The organism is Bacillus sp. B1(2022) (genome assembly GCF_040259625.1).
Lineage (GTDB): Bacteria > Bacillota > Bacilli > Bacillales > Bacillaceae > Bacillus > Bacillus velezensis.
Genome location: NZ_JANIFO010000006.1, coordinates 87,510 through 106,428 on the forward strand (window position 1 = coordinate 87,510; position 18,919 = coordinate 106,428).

The following is an 18,919-nucleotide window of genomic DNA, read 5'->3' on the forward strand; positions in this document are numbered from 1 at the left end:
TACGCTAAAAAAAACAAAGATAAGGAGCGGATCATCTGATGGGAAAAAAACAGCTAGTTCTTGTTGGAAATGGAATGGCCGGGGTAAGAGCGATTGAAGAAATACTGCGTGTTTCAAAAGACGAATTCGAGATTACAATATTCGGGGCCGAACCTCATCCCAACTATAACCGAATCCTTCTGTCAAAAGTGCTGCAAGGCGATACCGACATTCAAGACATTACGTTAAACGATTGGAACTGGTACAAAGAAAACAACATTCAGCTGTATACCGGTGAAACAGTCATCAAAGTCGACACGGAAAACAAAACCGTCATCACCGATGCAGACAGAATCCAGCCTTACGATGAACTCATCCTGGCGACAGGCTCTGTCCCTTTTATCCTTCCGATTCCGGGCGCAGACAAACAAGGCGTCACGGCTTTCCGGGATATAAAAGATACCGACACGATGCTCTCCGCGTCAAAACAATATAAAAAAGCAGCCGTCATCGGCGGAGGACTGCTTGGTTTGGAAGCCGCACGCGGACTGCTGAATCTCGGAATGGACGTGTCTGTCATCCACCTCGCCCCATTCCTGATGGAGCGCCAGCTTGACGCAGCGGCGGGACGCCTGCTGCAAAACGAATTAGAAAAACAAGGCATGACCTTTTTCCTTGAAAAGCAAACCGAAGAAATTCTCGGTACTGAACGTGTCGAAGGGGTACGCTTCAAAGACGGCACAAGCATCGAAGCTGACCTGGTCGTCATGGCGGTCGGCATCCGCCCGAATACACAGCTTGGCACAGAAAGCGGCATTCCGGTAAACCGCGGAATCATTGTCAACGATTATATGCAGACTGACATTCCGCACATTTACGCGGTCGGTGAATGTGCCGAGCACCGCGGAATCGCATACGGTCTTGTGGCGCCGCTCTATGAACAGGCAAAAGTGCTGGCCAAACATATTTGCGGCATTGAAACAAAACCGTATGAAGGCTCCGTTCTCTCCACTCAATTAAAGGTATCAGGCGTCGAAGTCTTCTCTGCCGGTGACTTTAACGAATCAGAGGACAAAAAAGCGATTAAAGTGTTCGATGAGCAGGACGGCATTTATAAAAAAATCGTCCTGAGGGGCAATCAAATTGTCGGTGCTGTTTTGTTCGGCGACAGCAGCGAGGGCGGCCGCCTGTTTTCTATGATTCAAAAAGAAGCCGATATCTCCGAAACTTCCAAAATATCAATCTTACAGCCTCTTGATCAGGAAGCAGGCGCAAGCATGACCGCGGCGATGAGCGACGATGAAATCATCTGCGGATGCAACGGCGTTTCAAAAGGCGCGATTATTCAAGCCATTCAGGAAAAAGGCTGCACATCTACGGACGAAATCAAAGCATGCACCGGGGCATCCCGTTCCTGCGGAGGCTGTAAACCGCTCGTGGAAGACATTCTTCAATATACACTGGGCTCAGAATTTGACGCGTCCGCGCAAAAAGAAGCGATTTGCGGCTGCACATCACTGTCGAGAGATGAAGTCGTAGAAGAAATCAAAGCTAAAGGGCTGTCCCATACAAGAGAAATCATGAACGTGCTCGGCTGGAAAACGCCGGAGGGCTGCTCCAAATGCCGTCCTGCCCTCAACTACTACTTAGGCATGATTAATCCGGCTACATACGAGGATGACAGAACATCCCGTTTTGTGAACGAACGGATGCACGCCAATATTCAAAAAGACGGAACATACTCAGTCGTTCCCCGGATGTACGGCGGCGTGACCAACTCTCAGGATCTCCGCAAGATCGCCGATGTCGTCGACAAATATGAGATCCCGCTCGTTAAAATGACAGGCGGCCAGCGAATTGATCTCATCGGCGTCAAAAAAGAAGACCTGCCGAAAGTATGGGCCGAGCTTGATATGCCGTCAGGCTACGCGTACGGAAAAACACTCCGCACGGTAAAAACGTGCGTAGGCGAACAATTCTGCCGCTTCGGCACGCAAGACTCCATGGCACTGGGCATTGCGCTTGAGAAAAAATTCGAAGGGCTCAATACGCCTCACAAGGTCAAAATGGCCGTGTCCGCCTGCCCGCGGAACTGTGCGGAATCAGGCATTAAGGACCTTGGCGTTGTCGGCATCGACGGAGGCTGGGAGCTTTATGTCGGCGGAAACGGCGGAACCCATTTGCGCGCCGGTGATTTGCTGATGAAAGTAAAAACGAATGAAGAAGTCTTAGAATATGCGGGGGCTTACCTTCAGTACTACAGAGAAACGGCAAACTATCTGGAGCGGACATCCACATGGCTTGAGCGCGTCGGTTTATCTCATGTCCAATCCGTATTAAACGATCCGGAAAAACGGCAGGAGCTCAACGACAGAATGAATGAGACACTCTCTGTCCACAAAGATCCGTGGCAATACTTCCTTAAAGATAAAAAAGCATCTAAAGATCTATTCGAAAATGTCGTCACGACTTCATAAAACAGTAAGGGGGAACGGACATGGTGAATAAAGATATGACAAAGGTTTGCATAGGCAAAGTAAACGAATTACCCGAGGAGTTAGGAAAAACCGTATATATAGAAGATAAAGAGCTTGCCGTATTTAAGCTTTCTGACGGGAGCGTCCGCGCCGTCGAAAACCGCTGTCCCCATAAAGGGGGCGTCTTGGCTGAAGGCATCGTCAGCGGAGAATACGTCTTCTGCCCGATGCATGACTGGAAAATCTCCTTAGAAGACGGAAAAGTCCAAGAGCCGGATCATGGCTGTGTCAAAACATACGAAACACTGATTGAAGGAGAGAATGTATACCTCCTGTATTGAGCAAAGACCGGATCACTTTTTCAAGTGGTCCTTCATTTTTTAAACTGCTGAAGGGATGACGCCATCATGAAAAACGGAATCGTATATTTTGTCGGTGCCGGACCAGGAGACCCGGGGCTGATCACCGTAAAAGGAAAACAGGCTCTGGAGAAAGCGGATATTATTTTGTATGACCGGCTCGCAAACCCAAAGTTTCTTGAGTATGCCTCACCGGACTGCCGGTTCATTTATTGCGGAAAGCTGCCCGACCGCCATTTTATGAAACAGTCTGAGATAAATGCCCTGCTGATTGAAAAAGCGGCGGAGGGCTACACCGTCGTCCGCTTGAAAGGCGGAGACCCAAGTGTGTTCGGCAGAGTCGGCGAAGAAGCAGAGGCGCTTCATCAGCACGGCATCCGCTACGAAATGGTGCCCGGCATCACCTCGGGAATCGCAGCGCCGCTGTATGCGGGAGTCCCCGTCACCCATCGTGATTTCGCTTCGTCCTTCGCGATGATCACCGCTCATGATACATCATTGCACGGCAGGCCGAATCTCGACTGGGAAGGGCTTGCCCGAAGCGTTCAAACGCTTGTGTTTTATATGGGCGTTAAAAATCTGTCATTTATATGCCGTAAGCTTACGGAGTACGGAAAATCCCCTTCCGTTCCCGTACTCGTCATTCAATGGGGGACGTGGGGGCGGCAGCGGAGCGTTAAAGGAACGCTTCAGGATATCCATGAAAAAGTTCAAAGCCAAAACATCACCAACCCTGCCATTATCGTCATCGGTGATATTGTCAATTTTCAAACACACAGCTGGTTTGAAAGCAAGCCGTTCATCGGGCGGCATATCATGGTTGTCACTCATGGCGATGAAGAACATACATTGACAGACAAGCTGCGCGAGTATGGCGCCGATGTTATTGAATGGCCGAAGCGGATCGTTAAAAAAATGCCCGCAAACGAAAACATCCTGAAACAGATCAGCACCTTTGAACAACTATTTTTCACATCACGCCTTGCGGTATGCGAATTCTTTGACACACTGGCTTTCAAGCAGATCGACATCCGCCGGGTGACCGCAAGCCTGAATGCAGCGACTGAGGCCGCAAAGACGGAACTGACAAAACGGGGCTTTCTCCTATCCGAATGTCAAATTGATTCTCCGCATTCACTCATTGTAGGAAGCCGTCAAGCAGCAGAAAACTTGTCAGACTCAAAATCATGCCCGTTTTATATTACCCATGAACATATCGCAGATGAGCGGTTCACTTCCATGATCGAACGCACGATCAGCGAGTCTCCTCTGCAAATGATTATCTGTACGGGCAAAGAATCCGCTCAGCATTTGATCAGCGCCGGAAAACAAATCGGCATATCACCGGATTCGTCAGCAAACCGCCCTCCCGTCATCTGCATGGGCGAAGACGTCCCCGCCGGCTGCGGGTTTACCGCCGTGAAAAATCAGGAACAGTTATTTGCGTTTATACGAAATGAAATGAAAGACATGCTCGTTCACAGCTGATACGCCGGAATGCTTTTCTGACCCCCCAGACTCAACATCGGGGGTCAGCCCTTTTTTATTGTGTCACCAATTTTTTATGGTGAGTCGAATACATCGCCATCTGATCCGCCTGCGGGTCCAAATAGGCTTTGGCGCTGTTAACGGCGGTCGGCCCCTCCGTGAAACCGCCTGCAATCAATCTGAGCTTACTTTCATAATGGGCGGCGTCACCGGCGACAAACACGCCCGGAAGATTCGTCCGCATATGTCTGTCAGCTTTAATCCTGCCTTCTTCTATCTCAAGCCCCCAGTCCTTCATCGGACCGAGATCAATTTTAAACCCGTGGTTGATAATGAGCTCATCAAGCTTGATGACTTCAGAAAGTCCGGACTCAGTTTGGCAAATGGTGACGCTCTCGATCCGTTCTCCGGTGCCGTTGAGATGCTTCAGACAATACGGCGCAAGCACCCGCACGGAAGACCGCTTCATTTTCGCGACGCTGCTTTCCAAACCGCCGAACTCCTCCCTGCGGTGCAAGACGGTAACAGACGCCGCAATCGGTTCCAGCTCATTCGCCCAGTCAACCGCGGTATCTCCCCCTCCGGAAATCACGACATGCTTATCTCGAAACGCATCAAGCTTCTCCACCTTATAATGAAGGTTCTTTCCCGAATAACGGCTCGCATCCGCGCTGTCAAGTTCATTGACCTCAAGCGTCCCCATGCCGACGGCCAAAATCACCGTGCGCGTATAGTGCTTTTCCCCTTTGGAACTTTCCAGCACAATGGTTCCGTCATCCAGCCGTTCAAATCCGGTCACCCGCTGATTCAACACGATATCCGGCTCAAATGTCGCAGCCTGTTCCTTCAGCTGCTTAATCAGCTGTTCTCCGGCAATCCCGGGTATTCCGCCGATATCACGGATGATTTTTTCAGGGAAAAACATAGACACTTTCCCTCCGAGCCGCGGCAAAAACTCGATCACTTTCGTTTTCAGCTCGCGCATCCCGCAATAAAAAGCCGCAAACAGGCCGATCGGGCCTCCGCCTATAATCGTGACGTCATACACCTCATGATTTTCCGCCATCGTTCTGCCTCCCGTTTATATCTATACTTCAAACATTTTTAATTGAGAATCAATATCAATGAAAGTATAACACATATTGAGGAGAAGTGTTTATTCATTTCTCTCTTGCGGAAAAGGAGTGATTCAGAAGTGAGGTTCTGAGATTGATAAGCGGGAAGGTATTAAAACTGAAACCAGTACGGCGACTGGTTTCTTTTTTATCTCTTTTTCATCAGCATGATATCGAGATACAGCTGGCACCTTGTCCTGAAGTCGTTTAAATTAATTGCTGTCATGTCAAGAATCTGTTTGATACGGTAGTTCAATGTGTTTTGATGAATAAAAAGCTGTTCTGCGGCTGGTTTTGTTTTGCAGTTATTGAGGAGATAGATTTCTAACGTTTTCAGCAGTTCGGTACTGCTTTCTCTGTCTTTGGCTTTTAATAACGCTAAATCTTCGTTTACATATTCCAGTGAGGCGTTTTTTTCTTCGATGCTTTCAAGATAGCGGTAAATCCCGAGCTTACTGTATTCGTACGGGATATTTTCCTGATTTCCGGTAATTTCGGCGGCCTTTATGACTTCAAGGGCCTCTATATAACTTTTGCCGAGCTTCAGGATGCTGCTGTATTCATTGCCGATTCCGATATAGATGGGAGTGGGGATCTTCTGAAAGTGAAAATGAGTCAGCAGTTTGTGGATGAATTCAGATGCTGCCGAAGTGCCGGAGCTTTTTTGCGAGAAGCTTGCGACGACGATGACAATATTGGAATCAATGGTTAAGACGTGACTGACTTTATCCCGCAAATTCAAGTACGATTTGATGTTTTCCTTCACATCTTCGACTGCCTCCCCATCCCCATTCGCGGCGTGCAGGACGACTACCGAAAAAACCGACGGCAGCACGGCGTTCATCTTTTCCGCTTCCCGCCTGAACTCCTTTTCAGAGGAGAATTGCTGAAAGATCGCCCGTTTCACCAGGTCTTCCGCTCTCTCTTCTTTTTCCTGTTTCAGCCGGTTCGTTTTATAGATGATTTTTCCGACATGGAATGAAGTTTCATATAAAAAGTCGAGCTCCTCGTCCGTCAAGTTTCGGTCGAGCTCCTGAATCCAGATGTAGCCCATCACTTCGCCTTTATGTTTTGCGCTTACAACCACTCTCTGATTCAGTCCGATACTGTCTATTTTTTCGACACGGAACGGTTCAGGAACGGTTTTCAGCTTTTCGATCACCCCGTCCTTCAGAAACCTTTCAAAAATCTGCACGGGGCATTTTTTTGAAAATATCGTCTGCTGGTTGGCGGAGTCGAAGTGATTAATGTAATAAGAATTATAGGCAAGCAAAAAGAAATCCGCGCTTTCCAGAATAACGGGCTTCTGCAATTCATAACTGATGAAATCAATTAATTTATCAATGTCCGTAAATGAAAAAACTCTCTCTAAAAGCTCTTCCATACCTATTTCTCCTATGCTCTTTTTATCTTTATCATACTCTGCGGGGTGACTTTTTGTATAGAAAAAAATTCACATAATCCCAAAACGGCATGATCCGGAATTCTGTATCGTGAAAAGAGGAAAAAGGGCGGTCCCTTCTTCCTCTCGTTCCTTGCTTTTATTGAGAAAGTGTATCACGGTACTCATGAAACTGATCTGTGACATCTTTTGACGGAGCCTGTGTCAATAAGCTGACGACAAATACAGCGGCAAGGCTTACAGCAAAGCCCGGAATGATTTCGTACAAAAAGTCTGAAAGACCGGCATTCGCCCAAATGATTACGGTAATCGCTCCCGCAATCATGCCGGCGAGTGCCCCCCATTTCGTCATCCGTTTCCAAAATAAACTGAGCAGTACGACCGGCCCGAATGAAGCGCCGAATCCCGCCCATGCATAGCTGACAAGACCAAGTATCGTGTTGTTTTTCTCCCAAGCGAGCACCAAAGCGATGATTGACACCGCAAGCACTGCCATTCTCCCCAGAAATACGAGTTCCTTATCAGAAGCCGAACGCCTGAACATGGACTTATACAAATCCTCTACTAAAGAACTGGACGTAACGAGCAGCTGAGACGAAATCGTACTCATAATGGCCGCTAAAATCGCAGAAATGAGAAATCCCGTAATAATCGGGTGGAACAGAATGTTGCCGAGCTGAATAAAAATGGTTTCCGGATCAGCCAGCTTCAGTCCGTTCTGGTGGTAATACGCGATTCCCGCAAGACCCGTAAACAGCGCGCCTAGTGCAGACAAAATCATCCATCCCATTCCGATCCGTCTGGCTCGTTTGATTTCTTTCACAGACGTGATCGCCATAAAGCGCACAATAATATGCGGCTGCCCGAAATAGCCGAGCCCCCACGCAAATAAAGAAATAATGCCAAGGACGGTCGTCCCTTTGAACATGTTAAACAGTTCCGGGTTGACGGAACGGATATCGGCAACGGTTTCCCCCGGGCCGCCCGTATGGAAAATCGTCACAATCGGCACAAGAATAAGCGCCACAAACATAATGATCCCTTGAACAAAGTCCGTCCAGCTTACCGCCAAAAAGCCCCCGAACAAGGTGTAGGCGACAACGACGCCTGTCACGACCCACAGTCCCGTGTGGTAATTCAACCCTAAAATGCTGTTGAATAAGACACCTCCGGATACCATGCCGGATGATACGTAAAATGTGAAAAAGACGAGAATGACAAGACCCGAAAACAGTCTGAGAAGCTTCGTATGATCACCGAAACGGTTTTCAAGGAAACCCGGAATGGTGATGGAATTCCCCGCTTTTTCGGTATACGTTCTCAGTCTCGGCGCCACGAAAAGCCAGTTCGCCCACGCCCCGAGCACAAGCCCGAGCACAATCCAAGCGCCGCTTAATCCTGTCGAGAACATAGCACCCGGAAGCCCCATCAAGAGCCATCCGCTCATATCCGCCGCTCCCGCGCTGAGCGCTGTGACGGCAGGGCCTAAAGAACGCCCCCCGAGCATGTAATCCGTCAGATTTGACGTCCGTCTGTAGGCGAAATAACCGATAAACAGCATACCCGCCATATAAATACAAATGGAAATAATCAACTGAATGTTTGCTATGGCATTTCCTCCTCCGCTTTATATGTTTATGGTGAAATGGACACCCCCCGCGAGGAGGATGCCCATTCAGTCCCTCTTAAAACATTTCACTGATTGTTTTCGCCTGCATGTGGAGGGCCAAATAATCCGGGCCGCCCGCTTTTGAATCAGTGCCGGACATTTTGAAGCCTCCGAACGGATGGTAGCCGACAATCGCTCCCGTACAATTGCGGTTGAAGTACAGGTTGCCGACATGGAATTCCTGTTTCGCCCGTTCAATATGTTTGCGGTTATTTGTAATGACCGCGCCTGTCAAACCGTATTCAGTATTGTTGGCCACTTCTAAAGCTTCATCAAAGTTTGACACTTTAGAAAACGCCACGACAGGCCCGAAAATTTCTTCCTGCATGAGTCTGGCTTTCGGATCAAGGTCAGCGAAGATCGTCGGCTTGATAAAGTAGCCTTTTGAATCATCTCCGGTGCCGCCGCTTACTAAACGGCCTTCTTCTTTTCCGATTTCAATGTAGCTCATGATCTTGTCGTAAGAACCTTGGTCGATGACAGGCCCCATATAAACATCTGCACTGTCAGGTTTAGCAGTTACTTTTGATTCCGTAATTTCAATGACACGCTCTAATACTTGATCATACACTTTTTCATGGACAACTGCACGTGAACCTGCAGAACATTTTTGTCCCGCGAAGCCGAATGCTGATGTAAAGATGGATTGAGCCGCCAATTCAATGTCCGCATCTTCGTCAACGACAACCGTATCTTTACCGCCCATTTCTGCAATGACGCGTTTCAGATGCTGCTGGCCCGGCTGCACTTTCGCCGCGCGTTCGAAAATTCTCGTACCGACTTCTCTTGATCCTGTAAATGTGATAAGGCTTGTTTTCGGATGGTCAACAAGATAATCGCCTACTTCTGCTCCGCTTCCAGGAACAAAGTTGACTACGCCTTTTGGCAATCCGGACTCTTCAAGCACCTCAACAAATTTTGCTGCAATAACAGGTGTAGCACTCGCAGGTTTTAGAACCACTGTGTTTCCAGTAACGATCGGCGCCACTGTTGTTCCTGCCATGATCGCAAACAAGAAGTTCCACGGCGGAATAACAACTGTCACTCCAGTCGGCGTGTATACATATTGGTTTTTCTCGCCTTCACGGCTGTTGACCGGTTTGCCTTTTGCCAGTTCGATCATTTGGCGTGCATAATACTCCATGAAGTCAATCGCTTCAGCCGTATCCGCATCAGCTTCGTTCCAAGGTTTTCCCGCTTCCTTGACGAGCAGGGCGGAGAATTCGTGCTTTCTGCGGCGGACTTTGGCAGCTGCGCGGAACAAAACGGCCGCTCTTTCTTCAGGGGATGTGTATCTCCACTCTTCGAACGCTTTCGCAGCAGCTTCAATCGCTTGCTCAGCGTGCTCCTGGGACGCCTTTGACACTTTTCCGACGACTTCTTCTTTATCAGCCGGATTGATTGAAACGATTTTCGCTTCCGTCTCTACCTTTTCACCGTTGATGACGAGCGGATAATCTTTTCCCAGATACTCATTTACCGTCGCAAGCGCTTTCTTAAATTCTTCAACGTTCGATTGATCTTGGAAATTCGTGAATGGTTCGTGTTTATAAGGTGTAGTCATTGTCATCTCTCCCTTTTTTACTTCTTAGTCATTCCTTTAAAGGCGAATGCGATGTTTGAGGGGCGTTCAGCGAGCCGTCTCATGAAATAGCCGTACCAGTCATCCCCGTAAGGCAGGTAGACTCTCATGCGGTATCCTTCTTCCACCAGGCTGAGCTGGGTTTGCGAGCGCATGCCGTACAGCATCTGAAACTCAAAACGGTCGTTTGGAATGCCGTGCTCTTTGGCAAGCTGTTTTGTAAACTCGATCATTTTGTCATCATGCGTGGCAACTGCCGTATAATGTCCTTTTAAAAGCTGTTTGCGGATGAGTCTTTTATAATTTTCATCGACGTCGCTTTTTTCAGGATAGGCCACCTTTTCCGATTCTTTATAGGCCCCTTTGACAAGCCGCAGAAACGGATTCAGCGGGCTGAGGTCATCAAGATCCTTCTCCGTTCTGTACAGATAGGCCTGCACCACGGTGCTTACATATTCATACCGGCTTCGGAAGTCTTTAAAGATATCCAGCGTCTTCTGGCATCTCGTTTCATCTTCCATGTCAATCGTCACCATGACTTTATGTTTTTCAGCCGTCTGGAGGATTTTCGTCATGTTTTCATAGACGAGATCGAGATCTATATCAAGACCTAAAGACGTCATTTTTAATGACACTTGGGAATTCAGCTGTTCATCAGCGATTAAGGCGATGGTCTGCATGCACTCCTCGGTGCGTTCTTTCGCGACATCACCGCTGTTGACAAATTCCCCCAAATGATCGACAGTAACTGACAGCCCCTGGCTGTTCAAATGTCGGATTGTCGGGATAGAACTGCGGAAATCCATTCCTCCGATGATTTTGCCGGCTGCCACACGGCTTCCCCAGCTTCGCGCCATCTTATTGAGAAAGCTGCTCTTGGATAAAAATAAGAAAAAATCTCTTGTAATCACTTCCAACCTTAACACCCCGCAATCTAAGAAGTATTTGTATGAGTCTATTGTAAATGGACAAAACATCCTCTCACAATATTCTAAAAATACAAAGATTCTGATAAATTTTTGTGGTTTTACCACAATCAGCTTCTTAGATAGCAGGCGGATTATGCCGAAAAAAGGCGGACGGAAATGACGGCAATCGTCAATTTCCGCCTTTTGCCCCCCACGCCTCTTCGATGGTCTGAATCAATAGCCGATTCAGTTCCTCCGTTATGTCAGGTTTCGGCGTTTTGATCGTTTTGACATAGTGCCCGATGCGTTCTATTTCTTCTTCTATAAATGCATGAATGATCGTATTTCTCGGTTCCGGAGCCAGCTCCTGACCGCTTTTTTTCCTTGTAAGCAGTGTATTGATTTCAGAAATGAGCGCTTCATCCGTCAATAAGGCATCGGCCAGTACGGGAAATGACATCGGCGGTACGGAGCCGAACGTTTCAATCCATCTGCAGGCAAGGAGAGGACGCAGAACATAAAAATACTTTTTAATCTTCACTTCACTGCCCCGCAATTCCGTTTTTTCATTCCGTTTTGCCATATTGAGATAATGATAGATGCCGGCTTCAGGCGAAAAGGCGCGGATTTTCAGTTTTCGAAGCTTTTCAGCCGCTGAGAAAGCTTCATAATAGATCATCTCAGAAGAGAGCCATTCCAAAAGAGGCGGATTTGATTTTTTAAAAAGCCGCAGCGCTTTTCTCAGTTCCCAGCCGCTGATGTCAAGCATGTCATGAATCGGCTCTTCTATGACATCCCTATGCGGTTCGATCGAAAAGTACCATTCCTTTTTCGGCACATAGAGAAACCGCACATCGTAGTCGCTGTCGCTTGACGGAAACCCCCATGCGCGGCTCCCTGATTCTACGGCGTAAAGCACCTTGACGCCGTGCTGTGCTTCAATTCGTTTTAATTCTTCGATGATCCTTTGTTTCATCTGTATCCGTCCTTTTCCGTGATCATTCCTGAAAAAAGCCCAAGTACTTGGGCTTTTCGCTGTCGTCAGCCTTTCAGATGCGCTTTCAGAAAGGCCAGCTTTTCCCTATGGAAAGAAGGTATGTATTCATGTCCGAAATACCGGTAAACCTTCAATTCTTTTTCCGTTTCCAGATGATTGTACGCGGCAAATACCGTCGACGGCGGGGTCACACGGTCAATCAGCCCGATGGACATGAGCACCGGAACTTTTACGCGGTCCGCCAGATTCATGATATCAAAATAGGCCAGTGTATTCATCGCGGCCTTCTCCGTTTCGGGGCTGCCGTTCTTTCTGAAAAAGGAGTTAATCTCAAGATACGGCTCATCAAGAGCGACATCAATGGCCCGCTCAAAATTGCTTAAATAAGGATAATCGGCCGCAACCGCTCTCGGAATGTCAGATAGTGCCGCCGCGGCGATTGAAAGTCCGCCTCCCTGGCTCCCGCCGATGACGGCGATCCTCGTTTCATCCACTTCATCAAAGCCGCTGATGACTTCCAAAGCCCGGACGGCGTCTAAGTACACGCCGCGGTAATAATATGTATCTTTATCTAAAATCCCTTTCGTCATCCAGCCGGGAACGTGTCCGTGCGGTGAGACGCTTGTATCTGTGCTGCTGTGCTGGCCGCGGACAAGCATGCCGAACGCGGCATATCCGTGAAGCGCCCAATTTACGATGTCATGTATATCCCCGTCATAGCTCGCGTTATAGCCGTGATATTTCACGATGGCCGGATGCGGTCCTTGCCGGTCGGGAACGGCGTACCATCCCTCAATTTCCGCCTTGCCGAAGCTTCGGTATGTCAGCCGGAATACTTTCACGCCGTCAGCCGGGTAGCTTTCAGCCGTCAATTCAGGCTTTGCCTCTTCCTTTGCAAGCTCATGTAATGATGATGCCCAAAAATCCGAAAAGTCATGAGGAGCGGTTTTATTTGGTTTATAGGTTTGCAGTTGGTCGAGCGGCAAGTCGTATAATTGCATATCCGATTATTCTCCTTTGTTTTATAAGATTTAATTTTCTGACTCTATCTTAACACGATTTTACACTCATTTTCTAAACATTTTAATAAACGTTTGTTTAAAAACAAAAAAGCCGTGCGCTCACAGCGTCACGGCTCTTTTTACATCGGCTGATACAGGTCCCAGCCGATTTTTAACGTTTCTACGATATAATCGGCGATTTCTTCTGGTTCCAGATTATCCGTCGCCACTTTTGAATTATGTTTATCATAGATGCTTTGGCGCTCGTTAAAGAGCTGCTGCATTTCATCCATGGAACGGTTATGCAGAACGGGACGGCTTTCAATCAGCAGATCAGCCCGCTGCTTCCAATTCTCCCATGATAAATCAAGATGGAGCACGAGACAGTTTTCAAGGCAGCACTGTCTGATTTCCTCTTGTTTAAACGAACCGCCCCCAAGCGACACGATCTTGAATTTCGTATTACGGCAAATATCTAATATATAATCCTTTTCGGTCTGACGGAAAAAGGCTTCACCCTTCTGCTCAAACATTTCAGGGATGGACATATTGAAATCTTTCTCAATCTGCAAATCAATATCAATAAAGTCTCTGTATAGTTTCTTAGCGACCAGCTGGCCGATTGTTGTCTTTCCGACACCCATGAATCCGATCAGTACGATATTTCTTTCTCTTACGGGAATGGCACGTTTTGCGTTCATCTTCGGCGAAATCCTCCTAAGAAATGAAAAAGTTATGTTTATTATATGATAACTCAATATTGAAATATAGAGATAATGCAATGAAAGAAAACCCATCCTTTATAAGCAGAGATGAGTTTTTCTTTCTATCGGAGCTTAATGCGTTCCACCTTTCCGACAATGAAAATATAAGAAAATGCCCCGATAAATGCGACAGCGCCGACAAACAGAATCGCTCCGTTATATGAACCGGTCGCAGAAACGATAAACCCGATGAGAAGCGGGGTGATAATGCCGGCCATATTGGCGAAAAAGCTAAAGACGCCCCCTGCCAATCCGATTGTTTCGCTTGGCGCGACCTCACTCAGCATCGTCCAGGATATATTGGACATGCCCTGCGCAAAAGAAGCAATGGATAAGATCGTCAAAACCGCGGGAGCAGAATCCGTAACATTCGCGAGCACGATGGAGCCTGTCAGCAGAAGACCGAGGATGACGGGCGTTTTCCGGGCAACGTTCACCGACACCCCCCGTTTCATCATGCCGTCAGACCAATACCCGCCGAACAATACGCCGAAAAAAGCGGCGATATACGGAATTGATGCGGCGAAGCCGACTTTTAAGAAAGCCATGTGCTTTGCCTCCGCCAGATAAGTCGGAAACCATGTCAAAAAGAAGAACAGCGTGGAGGCTACGGCGAATTGGCCGATATACAATCCGACAAGCTTGCGGTATTTTAGAAGCTGGACGAAATCCGCCCACGATATCCTGCCGGCTGCATCAGACACCTCAGTCAGTCCGCCGCCTTCTTTAATATAATCAAGCTCCTCACGATTCACTTTCCGATACCCGTTCGGCTCGTGATACATTTTAAACCAGAAAATGGAGAAAACAATTCCGAGCACCCCTGAGGAAATAAATACGGCGCGCCAGTCAAATGCCGTTAACACCCAGAATAAAACCGGTGTGGCAAACGCCAGCCCGACATATTCCCCCGCCGTATAAACACCCGTCGCAAAGGCGCGTTCCCGCCTTGGAAACCATGTCGTGACAATCCGGTTGTTTGCCGGAAACGCCGGCGATTCAGCTATGCCGATGAGCAGGCGGCAGCCGAATAGAAACCCGAAACTTGTCGCAAAAGCTTGTACTCCGGTAAAAACCGACCACACAAATAAAGAAATTCCGTATGTCCGTTTTGACCCGAATTTATCCAAAATGAGCCCGCCTGGAATCTGCATCCCCGTATAGGTCCAGCTGAACGCAGAAAAAACGATGCCCAAAAGCGCGGGGCTTAGGTTCAGCGAATGTTGAATGGATGGGCCGACAATAGATACACTGGCTCGGTCTATATAATTAATCGCAGTGATAAAAAACAAAAGAACCAATATCACATAACGAGCGCGAGTCGGTTTATTGCGGACGGGACTGAAGGCCCTCAGCTCCGTTTCTTTTTTCAATGGCTTCTCCCCCCTTACTCGAATGAAATTAATTGTACAACACTTCGGTTAATTATTTAATACTTTGACGCAAAAAAGCGTTAAACAATTTGTGTGCCGCACTGACCTGATGCAGACACACCCCGCTTATAAAAAAGTGTCTGCCCTTTTCACCTGTTTATCCGTATCGCACCCGGGGAAAAAGTACACATATGATAGACAGTTACGGGAGGATTACCGATGAAACTGAGTTTTTGCACGACAGGATTTAAGAAAGAGCATATTTTTGACATCATTTCTTTCGCGAAGGAGCACTCCTTTGAGGGAATCGAACTGTGGTACGGACACGCTAAACAATATATAGATGAAATCGGCCCGCTCGACAAGCTTTATCAGCAGCTTCAGGAGGAAGGCATCGGGGTGCCTGCCGTCAGTTTGTACACTGACTTCGCCACTCAGGATGAAAGGCAGGCGTTAAAGGATGTTCAAAGGGCATTAAGCGCGGCACGACAGCTGCACAGTCCCTTGATCAGAGTCTTTGCCGGCAATCTTCCTTCGCACCGGACGTCACCGGAAAAGTGGCAACGTGCGGTTGATCAATTTCAGCAGGCGGCACGGCTCGCAGATGACTATGAAGTCGATATCGGGCTTGAGATTCATTACGATACGTACGCGGATACACCGGAGGCGGCGCTGGCATTTTTGGAGGATGTCGGACATCCGCGGGTCCGCACCATTTTTGACGGCTCCAACCTACACGTCAATCACGTTGACCAAATGTCCGCTTTGGAAAAACTGTATCATACCGTCAGCCACATTCATCTGAAAAACTATCACTGGAATTTTGACAACTGGTATCTCAGCAAGCCAACTCCGATTTTTCAAGGAGATCTCGATCAAAAAGCATTTTTAAAAGAGCTGATGAACAGACAATATGACGGTTTTGTTTCTCTTGAGTATTTTGGGGAACATGCCTTTACGCATATAAAGGAATCGCTCCGCGAATATACGTCTGTTTTTTCCCGCTGACTCTTCGATCGAAGGGTCTTTTTTTGTATCATATAGAAAAAGGGTGATATCATGATGATCATTTGGATAAATGGGGCTTTCGGTTCCGGAAAAACACAAACAGCGTTTGAACTGCACAGAAGACTGAAACCGTCTTACATATATGATCCTGAAAAGATGGGGTTTGCGATGCGTTCGATGATACCGCCGGATATCGCTGAAGATGACTTTCAAAGCTACCCTCTGTGGCGGGAATTCAATTACAGCATGCTTTCCTATTTGTCAGATACATATCAGGGCATCATCATTGTGCCCATGACCATTACGAACGATCAATACTTCCATGACATTATCAGCAGGCTGAGACAGGATGGCCGGACCATTCACCACTTTACCCTGCTGGCTTCAAAGGAAACATTGCTGAAACGCCTGCGCACCAGAGCGGAAGGAAAAAACTCCTGGGCCGCAAAACAAATCGACCGCTGCATCAACAGCCTGTCTGATAGCCTCTTCACAGAACATCTCCATACAGACCAAATGTCTATTCAGCAGGTCGCAGAAACGATCGCTGCCCAAGCAAATCTGCCTCTTGAGCCTGATTCGAGAGGAAGCCTTCGAAGATTCACCGACAGATTGATGGTGAAGCTGAATCATATCCGTATCAAATAAAAAAACGTTTTGAAAACATGTCCCTGATCCATGCAAATGGATCAATAAATAAAAAGCCCCTCTGAAGGTTAAGAAAAAAATTTTAGAAATGCAGAAGGAATTTTATGGATAATAATCTAATTATTAACACTGTAACACATTTCATTTGAAAAGGGAGTGCTCGAAATGAAATTCAAAAAAGTGTTAACCGGTTCTGCGCTGTCTCTTGCCTTACTGATGTCTGCCGCTCCTGCCTTTGCCGCATCACCAACAGCATCCGCATCCGCGGAAAATAGCCCAATCTCAACGAAAGCAGATGCCGGCATTAATGCCATCAAACTCGTTCAAAGCCCTAACGGCAACTTCGCTGCTTCTTTCGTTTTAGATGGGACAAAATGGATTTTCAAAAGCAAATACTACGACAGCAGCAAAGGGTATTGGGTAGGGATTTATGAAAGTGTAGATAAATAAAAATGAGATAAACAAAAAACCTCCCTTTCAAAAGGGAGGTTTTTTTCATTCTATTTCCACCAATCATCAAACATCGATGCCGGCACCTGGCGCTTATGCTCCGTACTGAGATAGCGTTTTTCCAGCGCCTCAATCACTTCGGAAGAAACATCCTTGCCTTCTAAATAATCATCAATGTCATTGTATGTGATGCCGAGTTCGGTCTCATCAGTCTGCTGCGGTTTTTCATCGAGCAGATCGGCCGTCGGTAATTTCAAATACAGGCGTTCCGGCGCGCCGAGCTCTTCTAATAAACGTCTGCCCTGGCGTTTCGTTAATCCGGTCAGCGGCAGCAGATCAGCTCCGCCGTCACCGTATTTCGTGAAGAAACCGGTCACCGCCTCGGCCGCATGGTCGGTTCCGATGACAAGCAGCCCCTCTTGTCCGCCGATGGCATATTGAGCGATCATTCTCATTCTGGCCTTTACATTTCCTTTGTTAAAGTCAGACAGCTGATCGCCCGTGTCTTTCTTATACTGATCAGCGAACGCGCTGACAGCGGACTTAATATCAAATGTCCATGATTTATCAGGTTTAATGAATTTGAGCGCCAATTGGGCGTCATCCTCATCCTGCTGTGTGCCGTGCGGAAGGCGGACTGCGATAAATTCAGCGTTTCCGCCTTCTTCTCTGATGCTTTCAGCCGCCAATTGGGCGAGGCGTCCCGCAAGCGTGGAATCCTGCCCCCCGCTGATGCCGAGCACAAAGCCTTTGGCACCTGTTTTTTTCAAATATTGTTTCAGAAAGTTCACTCTGTCCTCAATTTCTTGTTTCGGATCAATTGAGGGCTTTACATGGAGATCATTCATAATTTGTTTCTGGATGCTCATCCCAATCACTCCTCCTGCATTGTTTCTTTATGATCCATTTCCCGTTCATGCTGAAAATGAATCATGCCACTATGTACGACTCTCTGTTAAATATAGCACAGGTGCAGATTTTAAGTGAATCAAATACACCGGGATCAGCTGATTTCCACCCGCAGCGCCGTGATGCTGTCTCCGTTGCATTTTCCTTTTTCAATCGGACAGGATGAAAACGCGACGACGAGATCCATTTCCGCACGGAGCCGTACATAATCACCCGCGTCAGAAAGAGGCGTTTCGACTGATAAGTTCCCCTTCTCATCGAGCACCGTGTTCATAAAGATGGCAAATGGGTAATGCATATGCGGCCGCGGCACCCCGAACGGTTCAAGCGCCCCGCTCATATTGTCATAGCACGTATCCTGGAGCTCGTCTTTATGCTTTCCGTATAAAAGCCTGTTCATATCCGGACGGCAGGCGGGAAGCAGCAGGTCATGCTTGCCGACTGTATCCTCAATCAGCGTCAGCATCGGCTTGTATAAATTCGAATAAATATGATCACCCGTTTTTACATGAATGGACTGGTTGGCATCAATCGTCGCGCCCTGATCAAGGTGTTCATAAAAGTCCTTGGCATGGTACGCCGTGAAGTCAGCCACCTGCTGTCCTTCCACATCGACTACTTTTATGATCTGCCCTTTGTGAACCTTCAGGCCGAGCCCTTTTTTCGGCGGTACAATAAATTGCTGTGTCATCAGACTGCTCCTTTTTTTCTTCTATTATGAACTTCGGCCGTTTGTTTCATGTAAAGCAATTTATTGGATGTATATTCCCCTTCTGACGGCCGCAATCTA

General features: G+C 47.6%; 17 protein-coding genes. 6 read left to right on the top strand and 11 right to left on the bottom strand.

Annotation, left to right across the window (positions count from 1 at the left end; all coding sequences use genetic code 11):
• Nucleotides 1–38 precede the first annotated feature (38 nt).
• From nasD to cobA, 3 genes are all read left to right on the top strand, one after another.
• Nucleotides 39–2,456 (top strand): NADPH-nitrite reductase, encoded by a 2,418-nt coding sequence (gene nasD / locus NQS30_RS12295; protein WP_218791479.1) that lies wholly within the window; start codon nucleotides 39–41, stop codon nucleotides 2,454–2,456.
• Nucleotides 2,457–2,476: 20 nt separating this feature from the next.
• Nucleotides 2,477–2,797, top strand: a complete 321-nt coding sequence (nirD, locus tag NQS30_RS12300) for a nitrite reductase small subunit NirD (RefSeq protein WP_007409365.1) — start codon at nucleotides 2,477–2,479, stop codon at nucleotides 2,795–2,797.
• Nucleotides 2,798–2,863: 66 nt separating this feature from the next.
• Nucleotides 2,864–4,303, top strand: a complete 1,440-nt coding sequence (cobA, locus tag NQS30_RS12305; protein ID WP_205164447.1) for a uroporphyrinogen-III C-methyltransferase — start codon at nucleotides 2,864–2,866, stop codon at nucleotides 4,301–4,303.
• 55 nt (nucleotides 4,304–4,358) lie between these two features.
• Here the strand turns inward: cobA and NQS30_RS12310 are convergent, their stop codons facing one another.
• The 9 genes from NQS30_RS12310 to NQS30_RS12350 all read right to left on the bottom strand — a co-directional run bounded on the left by NQS30_RS12310 (nucleotide 4,359) and on the right by NQS30_RS12350 (nucleotide 15,114).
• On the bottom strand, nucleotides 4,359–5,369 hold the full coding sequence (locus tag NQS30_RS12310) for an NAD(P)/FAD-dependent oxidoreductase (RefSeq protein ID WP_038456912.1): 1,011 nt from the start codon (nucleotides 5,367–5,369) through the stop codon (nucleotides 4,359–4,361).
• Nucleotides 5,370–5,566: 197 nt separating this feature from the next.
• Nucleotides 5,567–6,802: a PucR family transcriptional regulator gene (locus tag NQS30_RS12315; RefSeq protein WP_167340468.1), complete on the bottom strand. Its 1,236-nt coding sequence runs from the start codon at nucleotides 6,800–6,802 to the stop codon at nucleotides 5,567–5,569.
• A 157-nt stretch (nucleotides 6,803–6,959) separates the two neighbouring features.
• The gene (putP, locus tag NQS30_RS12320) at nucleotides 6,960–8,414 is read right to left on the bottom strand and encodes a sodium/proline symporter PutP (RefSeq protein ID WP_015239118.1); all 1,455 of its coding nucleotides are present in this window, start codon (nucleotides 8,412–8,414) and stop codon (nucleotides 6,960–6,962) included.
• A gap of 91 nt (nucleotides 8,415–8,505) precedes the next feature.
• The gene (gene pruA / locus NQS30_RS12325) at nucleotides 8,506–10,053 is read right to left on the bottom strand and encodes an L-glutamate gamma-semialdehyde dehydrogenase (RefSeq protein ID WP_011996302.1); all 1,548 of its coding nucleotides are present in this window, start codon (nucleotides 10,051–10,053) and stop codon (nucleotides 8,506–8,508) included.
• A gap of 17 nt (nucleotides 10,054–10,070) precedes the next feature.
• Nucleotides 10,071–10,982 carry a proline dehydrogenase family protein gene (locus NQS30_RS12330; RefSeq protein WP_087920787.1) on the bottom strand — a complete coding sequence of 304 codons (912 nt, stop codon included), beginning with the start codon at nucleotides 10,980–10,982 and terminating at the stop codon, nucleotides 10,071–10,073.
• 187 nt (nucleotides 10,983–11,169) lie between these two features.
• Nucleotides 11,170–11,955 (bottom strand): nucleotidyltransferase domain-containing protein, encoded by a 786-nt coding sequence (locus NQS30_RS12335; protein WP_218791478.1) that lies wholly within the window; start codon nucleotides 11,953–11,955, stop codon nucleotides 11,170–11,172.
• A 65-nt stretch (nucleotides 11,956–12,020) separates the two neighbouring features.
• A complete protein-coding gene (cah, locus tag NQS30_RS12340) occupies nucleotides 12,021–12,977 on the bottom strand; it encodes a cephalosporin C deacetylase (protein WP_122503698.1) in 957 nt (318 codons plus the stop codon).
• Nucleotides 12,978–13,117: 140 nt separating this feature from the next.
• Complete coding sequence (locus NQS30_RS12345) at nucleotides 13,118–13,678, bottom strand: shikimate kinase (protein ID WP_038456909.1); 561 nt, start codon at nucleotides 13,676–13,678, stop codon at nucleotides 13,118–13,120.
• Between the two features lie 125 nt (nucleotides 13,679–13,803).
• The gene (locus NQS30_RS12350; protein ID WP_136396081.1) at nucleotides 13,804–15,114 is read right to left on the bottom strand and encodes an MFS transporter; all 1,311 of its coding nucleotides are present in this window, start codon (nucleotides 15,112–15,114) and stop codon (nucleotides 13,804–13,806) included.
• 219 nt (nucleotides 15,115–15,333) lie between these two features.
• Here NQS30_RS12350 and NQS30_RS12355 point away from each other — a divergent pair, with 219 nt between their 5' ends.
• The 3 genes from NQS30_RS12355 (at nucleotide 15,334) to NQS30_RS12365 (ending at nucleotide 17,220) form a co-directional block, all read left to right on the top strand.
• Entirely contained in the window at nucleotides 15,334–16,122 is a 789-nt protein-coding gene (locus NQS30_RS12355) for a sugar phosphate isomerase/epimerase family protein (RefSeq protein WP_094031480.1), read from the top strand.
• A gap of 54 nt (nucleotides 16,123–16,176) precedes the next feature.
• Nucleotides 16,177–16,770 carry a tunicamycin resistance ATP-binding TmrB gene (gene tmrB, locus NQS30_RS12360; protein WP_007409063.1) on the top strand — a complete coding sequence of 198 codons (594 nt, stop codon included), beginning with the start codon at nucleotides 16,177–16,179 and terminating at the stop codon, nucleotides 16,768–16,770.
• A 165-nt stretch (nucleotides 16,771–16,935) separates the two neighbouring features.
• Nucleotides 16,936–17,220 (top strand): antimicrobial peptide LCI, encoded by a 285-nt coding sequence (locus tag NQS30_RS12365; protein ID WP_007409062.1) that lies wholly within the window; start codon nucleotides 16,936–16,938, stop codon nucleotides 17,218–17,220.
• 50 nt (nucleotides 17,221–17,270) lie between these two features.
• Here NQS30_RS12365 and nadE read toward each other — a convergent pair whose 3' ends face one another.
• The gene (gene nadE / locus NQS30_RS12370; RefSeq protein WP_007409061.1) at nucleotides 17,271–18,089 is read right to left on the bottom strand and encodes an ammonia-dependent NAD(+) synthetase; all 819 of its coding nucleotides are present in this window, start codon (nucleotides 18,087–18,089) and stop codon (nucleotides 17,271–17,273) included.
• 134 nt (nucleotides 18,090–18,223) lie between these two features.
• Entirely contained in the window at nucleotides 18,224–18,820 is a 597-nt protein-coding gene (locus NQS30_RS12375) for a DUF1989 domain-containing protein (RefSeq protein ID WP_011996295.1), read from the bottom strand.
• Nucleotides 18,821–18,919 lie beyond the last annotated feature (99 nt).